Here is an 11,894-nt window from a genome sequence, read left to right as displayed (position 1 = left end):
TAACGCTAATATATCGTAAATAAATAACCGTAATATTCCGTTTAAAAATCCCAGTCTTCGTCTTCGGTCTCGACCGCTTTACCCATTACATAGGACGAGCCCGACCCCGAGAAAAAGTCGTGGTTTTCGTCGGCATTCGGCGAGAGGGCCGCAAGGATCGCCGGGTTCACCTGGGCCATTTCCGGCGGGAACAGCGCCTCGTAGCCGAGGTTCATCAGCGCCTTGTTGGCGTTGTAGCAGAGGAACGCCTTCACATCCTCCTCCCAGCCGGTTCCGGCATACAGCTCGTCGGTATAGCTAAGCTCGTTGTCGTACAGATCCATCAGCAGATCCAGCGCAAAACCCTTTAACGCCTCGCGTTCAGTTTCGCTGACTTTCTCTAAACCTTTCTGGTACTTATAGCCAATGTAGTAGCCATGTACCGCTTCATCGCGGATGATCAGCCGAATCAGGTCCGCGGTGTTGGTCAGCTTGCCCCGGCTGGACCAGTACATCGGCAGCCAGAAGCCGGAATAGAAGAGGAACGACTCCAGAAACACGCTGGCAATTTTCTTCTTCAGCGGTTCATCGGCGCGATAATGTTCCAGCACCCGCTGGGCTTTACGCTGCAATGCAACGCTCTCCTCGCTCCAGCGGTACGCGGCATCCACGTCTTTGGTCTGGCAGAGGGTCGAGAAGATCGAGCTATAGGAGCGGGCATGCACCGCCTCCATAAAGCTGATATTCGACATTACCGCCTCCTCATGCGGCGTCAGCGCGTCGGCGATAAGCGAAGGTGCGCCCACCGTATTCTGCACCGTGTCGAGCAACGTCAGGCCGGTAAAGACGCGGATGGTGAGCTGCTGTTCGGCGGGGCTTAACGTCTCCCATGCCGGAACGTCGTTCGACAGCGGCACCTTTTCCGGCAGCCAGAAGTTGCTCGTCAGGCGGTTCCACACCTCCAGATCCTTGTCATCTTCAATTTTGTTCCAGTTAACGGCGTGCACCCGTGACAGTTTCATGCTCTCTCCTTACAGCGCGCAGGACACGCAGCCTTCTGTTTCGGTGCCTTCCAGCGCAAGCTGGCGCAGGCGAATGTAGTACAGGGTCTTAATGCCTTTCTTCCAGGCGTAGATCTGCGCTTTGTTGATGTCGCGGGTGGTGGCGGTATCCGGGAAGAACAGCGTCAGCGACAGCCCCTGATCGACATGTTTTGTCGCCTCGGCGTAGGTATCGATAATTTTTTCCGGGCCAATATCATAGGCGTCCTGATACAGGGCCAGATTTTCATTCGTCATAAAGGGGGCAGGGTAGTAGACGCGCCCGGTTTTGCCCTCTTTGCGGATCTCAATCTTCGACACAATGGGGTGAATGCTCGAGGTCGCGTGGTTGATGTACGAGATCGATCCGGTCGGCGGTACCGCCTGCAGATTCTGGTTATAGATGCCGTAGCGCATCACGTCGTCGCGCAGCTGCTGCCACATCGCCCGTGTCGGCAGGCTGACCCCGGCGCGGGCAAACAGGGCGCGCACTTTTTCCGTTTTCGGCTGCCAGTCGTCACGAAGGTACGGGTTAAAATACTCTCCGCTGGCGTAACGCGACTGCTCAAAGCCCGCAAACCGCTGCCCCTTTTCGCGCGCCAGCATCATCGAGGTGTTCAGGGCATGCCAGGTGATGGTGTAGAAGTAGAGGTTGGTGAAGTCCAGCCCCTCCGGGCTGCCGTAGGCAATACCTTCCCGCGCCAGATAGCCGTGCAGGTTCATCTGCCCGAGTCCGATAGCGTGCGAGGCGGCATTCCCGGCCTCCACCGAGGGCACGCTGCGAATGTGGCTCATGTCCGACACCGCCGACAGGCCGCGCACCGCGGTTTCGACGGTGCGGCCAAAGTTCGGTGAGTCCATGGTATGGGCGATATTCAGCGAACCCAGATTGCAGGAGATATCGTGCCCGGTGCGGGCGTAGTCCAGGTTCTCGTCAAAGGTCGAGGGGCTGTTGACCTGCAAAATCTCCGAGCACAGGTTGCTCATGTTGATGCGCCCGGCAATCGGGTTGGCGCGGTTAACCGTGTCCTCGTACATGATGTAGGGATAGCCAGACTCAAACTGGATCTCGGCCAGCCGCTGGAAAAAGTCGCGGGCATTGAGGTACTTCTTACGGATCCGCGCATCTGCCACCATCTCGTCGTACAGCTCGCTTACCGCCACATCGCCAAACGGCTTGCCGTAGATACGCTCCACGTCATAAGGCGAAAACAGCGCCATATCGGCATTCTCTTTTGCCAGCCGGAAGGTAATATCCGGGATCACCACCCCCAGAGAGAGGGTTTTGATGCGAATTTTTTCGTCGGCGTTTTCCCGTTTGGTATCGAGGAAGCGCAAAATATCCGGGTGATGGGCGTGGAGATAGACCGCTCCCGCCCCCTGACGCGCCCCGAGCTGGTTGGCGTAGGAGAAGGCATCTTCCAGCATCTTCATCACCGGGATCACCCCGGAGGACTGGTTCTCGATGCGCTTGATGGGGGCGCCTGCTTCCCGCAGGTTCGAGAGTAAAAAGGCCACTCCGCCACCGCGTTTGGAGAGCTGCAGGGCGGCGTTCACCGCCCGGCCAATCGACTCCATGTTGTCTTCGATGCGCAGCAGGAAACAGGAGACCAGCTCTCCGCGCTGCGCCTTGCCGCAGTTGAGGAAGGTGGGCGTGGCGGGCTGAAAACGTCCGGCGAGCATCTCGTCCGTCAGCTGGCGGGCCAGGTTTTCATCTCCCTGCGCGAGGGTCAGGGCGACCATCACCACCCGATCCTCGAAGCTCTCAAGGTAGCGCTTGCCGTCGAACGTTTTCAGCGTATAGCTGGTGTAAAACTTCCACGCGCCAAGAAAGGTCTGGAAACGAAAACCGCTCGCGTGGGCGTGGTCAAACAGCCCCAGCACAAAGTCGCTGTCGAAGCGCGCCAGCACGCGGGGGTCGTAATAACCCTCGCTGAGCAGGTAGTCGAGACGCGCCTGCGGGCTGGCAAAGGTCACGCTGTTCGGGCGCACGTGGGCGTTAAAAAAGGCGTCCACCGCCTCATGATCCTTGCTGAACTGGATCTTCCCGTCTGCATCGTACAGGTTCAGCATGGCGTTCAGGGCATGGAAATCCTGTGAGCCCTGCATCACGCGTTCTGCGGTTGTCGTTGCCAAAATTCGTTTACTCCTTTACGCACGTTGTCGACGTCCTGCTGCGTCCCCATCAGCTCAAAGCGATAGAGGTACGGCACGCCGCACTTTTGTAAGATGACATCCCCGGCGCGGCAGAAGGCATCGCCGAAATTACGGTTGCCGGCGGCGATAACCCCGCGGATAAGCTGCCGGTTATGCGGGTCGTTGAGAAAGCGGATCGCCTGGCGCGGTACTGCCCCGGCGGTTCCGCCCCCGCCATAGCTCGGCACCACCAGAATAAAAGGCTCGTCCACCTGGATCCGCTCCCGCTCGTTCAGCGGAATACGCACGGCGGGCAGCCCGAGGCGCAGGATAAAGCGGTGCGTGTTTTCCGAGCTGCTGGAGAAGTAGACGAGCAGGCTCATGCCCGGACGGCCTGCGCAGGCTGCGGCAGACGATTAATCAGATCCGGGCGGAACCCTGACCAGCTGATTTCTCCGGCGATCACCACAGGAAGCTGGCGGAACCCCTGGTTACGCAGCGTCTCTGCCGCGTCCGGCTCCAGGTCAACATTCACCATTTCAAAGCTCACGCCGCGGCTCTCCATGGCGCGTTTGGTGGCATGGCACTGCACACAGTCGTTACGAGTGTAAATAATAATGCGCATGATTCGTATTTCCATCTAAGATAGTGGGCCGACGCGATTCAACGCGTCACCAGGAAACTGTCTTGCTAAAAGGAATACTAGATGTAGTTATCTAAACTTTCAACCACACAAGATATGGGAAAAATCAGAGGGGTTTACTGCCGGTGATGCGCTCAGCGGGAGAGGGGGAGTTTTGGGCTTAAAAAAGAAAAACCCCAACACCGCAGGGCATTGGGGTAGAAAGGAGCGGATTTGGGACGGGCGTTACTTACGCAGGGCCAGCAGCGCACCGATAAAGATCCCGACGGCCGCAACGCTACCTACAGCACACATCGGGCGTTCACGGATAAAGGTGTTGGCACAGCCGATGGCGTCGCAGGCAGCCTGCTTGCCGGTAGAGCGTCCCTGAAGGCGCGCACGGGTTTCACGCAGTAAGGATTTGGCCTTACGTCTGGCGTCGTCCGCTTCGCCCTTCGCATCCGATCCCCAGGATTTCAAAACGCTTTCCAGCGAATCCGCTAATTTCCTGACATCGTCATGGATATCCTGAACATTGTCGTCAACGTCATTTCGGTTTGATCGGCTAAACATAGAGTTCTCCCTTGTATTTGCGGTAATTAACAGTTTAGACCACCTTTTTAATATCTGAAGCCGGTCACGGCTTATCAGGCCGTTTATGGAATTTTCTGAAAGCACTGCTAATGCTGAATACGGTAAGGTTGCCCGGCAGGAAATGATAACGAGGAAAGAATATGTATTTACGACCCGATGAGGTTGCGCGCGAACTTGAAAAAGCGGGATTTACCGTGGATGTGGTAACACAAAAAGCATACGGTTATCGTCGTGGCGATAATTATGTTTATGTGAACCGGGAAGCCCGCATGGGGCGCACTGCGCTGATCATTCATCCGACGTTGAAAGAGAGAAGTCTTTCCTTCGCGGAGCCTGCTTCAGAGATGAAAACCAGCGACCATTACCAGCAATTCCCGCTCTATTTAGGGGGAAATAATCAGGAACATTATGGTATTCCGCATGGATTCAGTTCCCGCATGGCGCTGGAACGCTTTCTCAAAGGCCTGTTTGGCGACTCGCAATAACGACGCGACTGGCTTTCGCCAGTCGCCGTGCCTTATGCCTTGACCTGATGGTACTGGCTGACTTTAAACAGTCGTCGGCAGTAATCGAGGAAATAGCCGTATACTGCACCCATCATCATCGACACCACAATGTTCGAACTCACCGCAGCGGCGATCTGGTGCCAGTCTGCTCCGACCGTTAATAAAATTGCCACATACACCGGTGACTGAAAAGTGACGTACGCCACTACGTCTGCCAGATTTTTCATCCAGCCGGTTGGGGAATAACGGCGGGCAAAACGCATCACCGCATCGCGATAGAAACCGTAAGGCCATGCAATAAGGATGTTCACCGGGACGGCTACCAGGCGTGAGGAAAGTGACTGCTCGAAGGTCATTCCGGAGAGGAATATTTCAATCATCATGTTCACCACCGAACAGTAGACCACCATTGCAAATGTGTCCGCTACAGCGTGGCGCAGGCGAGACTGCCGTGAGAACATGTTCTGACTCCTGAAGATAATACGATGAAGAGGCTAAAGCGGTCCGGGATAGTGCTTTAGTTTGCTTTATTTTTCGTGTATAGCGTATCTCTCTGCGATAAAACTCTCAATTAGCGATAAATTTTTATTTAATGCCGTTTGGTCTCTAAAATTCTCTGAACGAACCGGTTTTATCAGTATGGCGTTATTTTCTCTGTGATTTTTGATTTTATGGAGCAAAATCAATTGCTTATTGATTTATTTTTTTATCCCTGGCATGACCTGTGCCCGGAAGGAAGAAAACGCCCGTTACTCTTGCTGATTATGTTGCTGAGTGTGGTTTACCCAGCGTAAAGCTCTGTAGTGCGGGTTTTAGTTTTATGCAGAATACATGAATGAATATTCTCGAAACGCAGAGGGGGACTCCCTTGCCGGGGAGGGGTTTTATCACAGCTAAAATAAATAAAAGTTAAACGGCTTTTCACAATAAATCATACAAAATAAAAATAACGCCTTTTATATTCTTAATTTCTCCTTATTTGACCTGAATTATATTTTCGTGCGGTATCGTCTGGATGTTCATAAACAAATGAATTACCATGGCCCGGTATTGATTATTTAATCGACTTTGAAAAGGTTTTCATATTACATGACTTCGATGTTACAGAATCTTAATAATATTCGTACGCTCCGTGCCATGGCGCGTGAATTCTCACTGGACGTGCTGGAAGATATGCTTGAAAAGCTGCGCATCGTCACAGAAGAAAAACGCAATGAACAATCTGAACTGGAGCAGGAGCGTGCCGAGCAGCAGCAGAAAATTAGCGCCCTGCTGGAGATGATGAAAGCCGACGGTATTTCTGCTGAAGACCTGTTGGGATCGGACCTGCTGAACAGCAGCGCGCAGCCGAAAAAGCGTAAACCGCGTGCCGCGAAATATCGCTATACCGATTCCGATGGCAGCGAAAAAACCTGGACTGGCCAGGGCCGTACGCCGAAGCCTATCGCCCTTGCACTGGAAGAGGGCAAATCGCTGGACGATTTCCTGATTTAATCCGTGCAGACCGGGCGGCGTTATTCCGCCCGGTAGCGGCTGCCTCAGCAGACGCCAAAATCGCCATCTTCTTTATACAGCGTGACATCCGCTGCCTTCAGGGTGTATTTATCCCCATCTTCGTTACTTGCCTGCACCGCCACAATCTGATCTTCATGCACTTCGATGACTTTAAGTTTTGGTCCGCCCATGCGCGGCTGAACGAGATCGCCAACAGAAAACATAGTTACCTCCTTATGATGGATGAGCTCCGAGCTTAGCCCAGGCGCAGGCCGCGGTACAGGGTTGCAGGGGGAATACCCCTTAATCGTCTGCCTAAACCTGTGTAAAGAGGGTAAAAGAGGGTAAAACTTCGCGCCAGCGCTGGCAGCCGTGCGTAGACTCGCTACGCTTAAAGAGAAAATTTCTTTTTTTACAATGACCTGACTGCTTGTATGGAGAATGTATGGGTTTCTGGCGTATCGTAATTACTATTCTGCTTCCCCCGCTTGGCGTCCTGCTGGGCAAAGGGTTTGGCTGGGCATTTATCCTCAACGTCATCCTGACGCTGTTGGGTTACATCCCCGGTCTTATCCACGCCTTCTGGGTGCAGAGCCGCGGCTAATCCCGCCACAGCAAATCGCTGTAGATCCCGGTCAGCACGCCCTGAGGCGCAAACTGCTGCTTGATCCAGCGGGTGACAAGACCGGTTGCCGCATGCTGCGTGGCGAGCAGCATGCGCGAGTCCTGCCGCGGGTTATTGATGCGCCGCGTCACCAGCAACCCCGCCTCAACGGCCTCTCTGGCCATATGCTCCGGTAAAAATCCAATCCCTTCCCCGAGGATCTGGCACTGGCACTTGGTATTAAAATCCGGCACCAGAATGGCCTCCTGGCCGTGCAGCAGCCAGCCCACTTTTTTGTTAATGGTGTGCGCCGTATCTTCAACCATGATGTTGGGATACAGGCGCAGCTGGCTCTCGGCTAGCGGCTCCGGGGCCAGCGCCAGCGGGTGGTCCGGGGCGATGGCGAATACCCAGCGAATGGCGCCAATCTCGGTGTAGTCGATCCCGCCGCCGTCCAGCAGCGTATCCGGCGCGCCGATGGCGATATTCGCCTGGTTATTGATGATCGAATCCCAGACCCCGTTATACACCTCGGTGGTCACCGTGATCTGGCAGGTAGGAAACTGTTTCTTCAGCACCTGCAGCAGGCGGGCAGTGTGGCGCGGGGTGTAGAGCAGCTGGTTGATGCAGATCCGCACCCGCGTTTCGATCCCCTGGGAGATGGTATCTATCCCGCGCTTAATGGCGTGAAAATCGTTCAGCAGGTCTACCGCCTTGCGATAAAAGTAGAAGCCCGACTCGGTGAGCTCGATGCTGCGGGTGTTGCGCACAAACAGCACCACGTCGAGGCCGGTCTCCATTCGCTTGATGGTGTAGCTGATGGCCGAGGTGGTCACCCCCAGCTCGGCGGCGGCCTTGCTGAAGCTGCCAAAGCGTGCTGCAGTGGTGAACGCCAGCAGATTCTCTTCGGTAAAGATGGAATTCATATTATGGCTCCTGGCACCCATCAGTTTTGAACATATTTTAACAACGCGGTTACAACTCATTTGAAGCCGATCACAGTTCTGCCAAATAGCCGTGAGCCGCGCCGGGCAAGGTCTGCGTAAACATAAGCAGAATGCAGCCTGAGAGGCTAAATAGCGGCAAAACATAAGAAAAAGATTGCACGGACGCACATTTTGACCGGACTGTTAAATTTATCTCAACAATGAATTGCCTGTCGATGAATCATTTTTAAGCGGATTCTTTTCTGACCAGGCCGTTGCTATGCTCACTCCATCAGAAAGGAAAACCAGGAGTGTGGAAATGTCCAACAATGAACTCGTTACCGAATTTCTGTTAGCTGCCGAACAGGGAAATACCGGGGCATTAAAAGCCTGTCTGGAGAAAGGGGTGGATATCAACGCCACCAACCGGCAGAAAAGAACCGCCGTTATTATTGCCAGCCTGAATAAACACTATGCCTGCGTTGAGCAGCTGATTGCCGCAGGCGCCGATATCGACCAGCAGGATCAGACCTGTTTTAACCCGTTCCTGATTAGCTGCCTGACCAACGATCTCACCCTGCTGCGCCTGGTGCTCCCGGCCAGGCCGGACCTCGACAGGCTGACCCGTTTTGGCGGGGTGGGGATCACCCCGGCCAGCGAGAAAGGCCATCTGGAGGTGGTGCAGGAGCTGCTGGCCCACACCGACATCAACGTCAACCACACCAACTTTGTAGGCTGGACGCCGCTGCTGGAAGCCATTGTGCTAAACGACGGCGGCCCTCGCCAGCAGGCCATCGTTAAGCTGCTGCTCGACCACGGCGCCAACCCGCACATGACCGATAAATACGGCAAATCCCCCCTCGAACTGGCGCGGGAAAAAGGCTTCAGCGAGATTGCCGATCTGCTGATCGCCGCCGGCGCGTAATACCTCCGGCCAGCCGTTTCGCGCTGGCCTGAAATAAATACCGTTTTTGCCATCACCCCGTCGGGCGTGATGTGGCCCCCTTTTGCCCGCATTCAGGAGGACGTAATGCCCACTAAAATCGTCATAAAAAAGAACACTTATTTTGATTCTGTTTCGCTGATGTCGGTTTCCACCAAAGCCAACAAACTGCCGGGCGTCGAGCAGGCGTTCGTGGCGATGGCGACCGAAATGAATAAAGGCGTCTTAAAAAATCTCGGCCTGCTGACGCCGGAATTAGAAGACGCCAAAAACGGCGACCTGATGATCGTTATTAAAGGGGAGGCTGCCAACGACGACACCCTGGCCGCCATCGAGGCGCTGTTCACCCGCAAAGAGAGCGCGGGCTCCCATGAATCGCGCTACGCCACGATTGCCAGCGCCAAAACCCACCGTCCGGAGAGCAATCTTGCGGTGATTTCCGTCAACGGCACCTTTGCCGCCCGCGAGGCGCGCCAGGCGCTGGAGAACGATCTCAACGTGATGCTGTTCTCCGATAACGTCTCTCTCGATGACGAGCTGGCGCTGAAACAGCTTGCCCACGACAAAGGGCTACTGATGATGGGGCCGGACTGCGGCACCGCCATTATTAACGGCGCCGGGCTGTGCTTCGCCAACGCGGTACGCCGCGGCCCGATTGGGATTGTGGGGGCCTCCGGCACCGGCAGCCAGGAGCTGAGCGCGCGCATCCACGAGTTCGGCGGCGGCATCTCCCAGCTGATCGGCACCGGCGGTCGCGATCTCAGTGAGAAGATCGGCGGCCTGATGATGCTGGACGCCATCGCGATGCTGGAGGCGGACGAGGCCACGCAGGTGATTGCGCTTATCTCCAAGCCCCCTGCGCCAGCGGTGGCAGAGAAAGTCCTGGCCCGCGCCCGCGCCTGCCGTAAACCGGTCGTGGTTTGTTTCCTCGGTCGCAACGAACCGCCCGCCGATGAAGAGGGTTTGCAGTTTGCCCGCGGCACCAAAGAGGCGGCGCTGAAAGCGGTGCTGCTTACCGGGATCAAAAAAGAGTCACTGGATCTGCATCCGCTCAACTGGCCGCTGATCGAAGAGGTGCGCGCCCGCCTGACCCCGCAGCAGAAGTACATTCGCGGCCTGTTCTGCGGCGGCACCCTGTGCGACGAAGCGATGTTCGCCGCGCTGGAAAAATACGACGACGTCTGGAGCAACATCCAGCCGGATCCGGCCAGACGCCTGCGCGACATCAACGTCAGCCAGGCCCACACCTTCCTCGACTTTGGCGATGACGACTTCACCAACGGCAAACCGCACCCGATGATCGACCCGACCAACCGCATCAGCCGCCTGCTGCAGGAGGCGCGCGACCAGGAAGTGGGCGTGATCGTGATGGATTTCGTTCTCGGCTTTGGATCGCACGAGGATCCCGTCGGCGTGATGATCGACGCCATCAAAGAGGCGCAGGCGATTGCGAAGGCCGATAACCGACCGCTGGAAATTCTCGGCTACGTGCTCGGCACCGACCAGGATACCCCGTCCCTCAGCCAGCAGTGCCAGCTCCTGACCGACGCGGGCGTTATCTGGGCCAGCAGCAGCACCAACACCGGATTACTGGCACGTGAATTTGTCTTCAAAGGAGAGAAAGCCTGATGACCACCTTATTTAACCAGCCGCTGAACGTCATTAACGTTGGCATCGCAATGTTCAGCGACGATCTAAAGAAGCAGCACGTCCCGGTCACCCATCTCGACTGGACCCCGCCGGGGCAGGGCAATATGCAGGTGGTCGAAGCCCTGGATCAGCTTAGCGCGCAGCCGCTGGCGGAGAAAATTGCCGCCGCTAACAAACTCGCGCTGGAGCGCATTATTCAGTCCCATCCGGTGCTGGTGGGCTTCGATCAGGCGATCAACGTCGTGCCGGGCATGACCCGCACCACCATCCTGCACGCCGGTCCGCCGGTGGCCTGGGAGAACATGTGCGGGGCGATGAAGGGGGCAGTAACCGGGGCGCTGGTATTTGAAGGGCTGGCGACCGATCTGGAGGATGCGGCACGGCTGGCGGCTTCAGGCCAAATCACCTTCTCGCCGTGCCACGAGCACGACTGCGTGGGATCGATGGCAGGCGTCACCTCGGCGTCGATGTTTATGCATATCGTCGAGAACAAAACCTACGGCAACCGCGCCTTCACCAACCTCAGCGAGCAGATGGCGAAGATCCTGCGTATGGGGGCCAACGACCAGAGCGTCATCGACCGTCTGAACTGGATGCGCGACGTGCTCGGCCCCATGCTGCGCGATGCGATGAAAATTATCGGTGAAATCGATCTGCGCCTGATGCTGGCCCAGGCTCTGCATATGGGCGACGAGTGTCACAACCGCAACAACGCGGGCACCACGCTGTTGATTCAGGCCCTGACGCCGGGGCTGATCCAGGCCGGTTACCCGGTGGAGCAGCAGCGGCAGGTGTTTGAGTTTGTCGCCAGCAGCGACTACTTCTCCGGCCCGACCTGGATGGCGATGTGTAAAGCCGCGCTGGACGCTGCCCACGGCATCGAGTACAGCACCGTGGTCACCACCATGGCGCGTAACGGCTACGAGTTTGGCCTGCGCGTCTCCGGTATGCCGGGACAGTGGTTCACCGGCCCGGCACAGCAGGTGATTGGCCCGATGTTTGCGGGCTACAAGCCGGAAGATTCCGGGCTGGACATTGGCGACAGCGCCATCACCGAAACCTACGGCATCGGCGGCTTTGCCATGGCGACGGCACCGGCGATTGTTGCCCTGGTCGGCGGTACGGTAGAGGAGGCTATCGACTTCTCCCGCCAGATGCGCGAAATCACGCTGGGTGAAAACCCGAACGTCACCATTCCGCTGCTCTCGTTTATGGGCATCCCGACCGCCATCGACATCACCCGAGTCGCGGGCAGCGGCATTCTGCCGGTTATTAATACCGCCATTGCCCACAAAGATGCGGGAATAGGCATGATTGGGGCGGGCATCGTTCACCCGCCGTTTAGCTGTTTTGAAAAGGCGCTGTTGACCTTCCGCGATCGCTACTTCTTATAAGGTAAG

Annotated in this window: 14 protein-coding genes; 6 read left to right on the top strand and 8 right to left on the bottom strand. The window is 56.3% G+C overall.

Annotated features, from left to right (window positions below; genetic code table 11):
- Window positions 1-41: 41 nt before the first annotated feature.
- From nrdF to NB069_RS17220, 5 genes are all read right to left on the bottom strand, one after another.
- Window positions 42-1,001, bottom strand: coding sequence for a class 1b ribonucleoside-diphosphate reductase subunit beta (nrdF, locus tag NB069_RS17240; protein WP_250585524.1), 960 nt, complete (start codon window positions 999-1,001; stop codon window positions 42-44).
- A 9-nt stretch (window positions 1,002-1,010) separates the two neighbouring features.
- On the bottom strand, window positions 1,011-3,155 hold the full coding sequence (gene nrdE, locus NB069_RS17235; protein ID WP_250585522.1) for a class 1b ribonucleoside-diphosphate reductase subunit alpha: 2,145 nt from the start codon (window positions 3,153-3,155) through the stop codon (window positions 1,011-1,013).
- On the bottom strand, window positions 3,128-3,538 hold the full coding sequence (gene nrdI, locus NB069_RS17230; protein WP_250585520.1) for a class Ib ribonucleoside-diphosphate reductase assembly flavoprotein NrdI: 411 nt from the start codon (window positions 3,536-3,538) through the stop codon (window positions 3,128-3,130). The genes nrdE and nrdI overlap by 28 nt, the downstream gene beginning before the upstream one ends.
- A complete protein-coding gene (gene nrdH / locus NB069_RS17225) occupies window positions 3,535-3,795 on the bottom strand; it encodes a glutaredoxin-like protein NrdH (RefSeq protein ID WP_250585518.1) in 261 nt (86 codons plus the stop codon). The genes nrdI and nrdH overlap by 4 nt, the downstream gene beginning before the upstream one ends.
- Window positions 3,796-4,023: 228 nt before the next feature.
- On the bottom strand, window positions 4,024-4,350 hold the full coding sequence (locus NB069_RS17220) for a DUF883 family protein (RefSeq protein WP_250585516.1): 327 nt from the start codon (window positions 4,348-4,350) through the stop codon (window positions 4,024-4,026).
- Between the two features lie 161 nt (window positions 4,351-4,511).
- Here NB069_RS17220 and NB069_RS17215 point away from each other — a divergent pair, with 161 nt between their 5' ends.
- A complete protein-coding gene (locus NB069_RS17215; RefSeq protein WP_039030004.1) occupies window positions 4,512-4,856 on the top strand; it encodes a DUF2002 family protein in 345 nt (114 codons plus the stop codon).
- Between the two features lie 32 nt (window positions 4,857-4,888).
- Here NB069_RS17215 and alaE read toward each other — a convergent pair whose 3' ends face one another.
- Complete coding sequence (alaE, locus tag NB069_RS17210; RefSeq protein ID WP_250585514.1) at window positions 4,889-5,338, bottom strand: L-alanine exporter AlaE; 450 nt, start codon at window positions 5,336-5,338, stop codon at window positions 4,889-4,891.
- A 628-nt stretch (window positions 5,339-5,966) separates the two neighbouring features.
- Here alaE and stpA point away from each other — a divergent pair.
- Window positions 5,967-6,371, top strand: a complete 405-nt coding sequence (gene stpA, locus NB069_RS17205; protein ID WP_250585512.1) for a DNA-binding protein StpA — start codon at window positions 5,967-5,969, stop codon at window positions 6,369-6,371.
- 44 nt (window positions 6,372-6,415) lie between these two features.
- Here the strand turns inward: stpA and NB069_RS17200 are convergent, their stop codons facing one another.
- On the bottom strand, window positions 6,416-6,595 hold the full coding sequence (locus tag NB069_RS17200; protein ID WP_039030007.1) for a hypothetical protein: 180 nt from the start codon (window positions 6,593-6,595) through the stop codon (window positions 6,416-6,418).
- 221 nt (window positions 6,596-6,816) lie between these two features.
- On the opposite strand from NB069_RS17200, the gene NB069_RS17195 reads away from it, so the two are divergent.
- Complete coding sequence (locus NB069_RS17195; protein WP_039030008.1) at window positions 6,817-6,975, top strand: YqaE/Pmp3 family membrane protein; 159 nt, start codon at window positions 6,817-6,819, stop codon at window positions 6,973-6,975.
- Here NB069_RS17195 and NB069_RS17190 read toward each other — a convergent pair.
- On the bottom strand, window positions 6,972-7,901 hold the full coding sequence (locus NB069_RS17190) for a LysR substrate-binding domain-containing protein (RefSeq protein WP_250585510.1): 930 nt from the start codon (window positions 7,899-7,901) through the stop codon (window positions 6,972-6,974). The two genes, NB069_RS17195 and NB069_RS17190, sit on opposite strands and share 4 nt — an antisense overlap.
- A gap of 319 nt (window positions 7,902-8,220) precedes the next feature.
- On the opposite strand from NB069_RS17190, the gene NB069_RS17185 reads away from it, so the two are divergent.
- The 3 genes from NB069_RS17185 to NB069_RS17175 all read left to right on the top strand — a co-directional run bounded on the left by NB069_RS17185 (window position 8,221) and on the right by NB069_RS17175 (window position 11,888).
- Window positions 8,221-8,826: an ankyrin repeat domain-containing protein gene (locus NB069_RS17185; protein WP_250585508.1), complete on the top strand. Its 606-nt coding sequence runs from the start codon at window positions 8,221-8,223 to the stop codon at window positions 8,824-8,826.
- 105 nt (window positions 8,827-8,931) lie between these two features.
- On the top strand, window positions 8,932-10,473 hold the full coding sequence (gene fdrA / locus NB069_RS17180; RefSeq protein WP_250585506.1) for an acyl-CoA synthetase FdrA: 1,542 nt from the start codon (window positions 8,932-8,934) through the stop codon (window positions 10,471-10,473).
- The gene (locus tag NB069_RS17175) at window positions 10,473-11,888 is read left to right on the top strand and encodes a DUF1116 domain-containing protein (RefSeq protein WP_250585504.1); all 1,416 of its coding nucleotides are present in this window, start codon (window positions 10,473-10,475) and stop codon (window positions 11,886-11,888) included. Before fdrA ends, NB069_RS17175 begins: the two co-directional genes overlap by 1 nt.
- The last annotated feature ends 6 nt before the right edge of the window (window positions 11,889-11,894 follow it).

It is taken from the genome of Leclercia adecarboxylata, from assembly GCF_023639785.1.
Lineage (GTDB): Bacteria > Pseudomonadota > Gammaproteobacteria > Enterobacterales > Enterobacteriaceae > Enterobacter > Enterobacter adecarboxylatus_D.
This window is presented reverse-complemented; position numbering and strand designations above follow the sequence as displayed.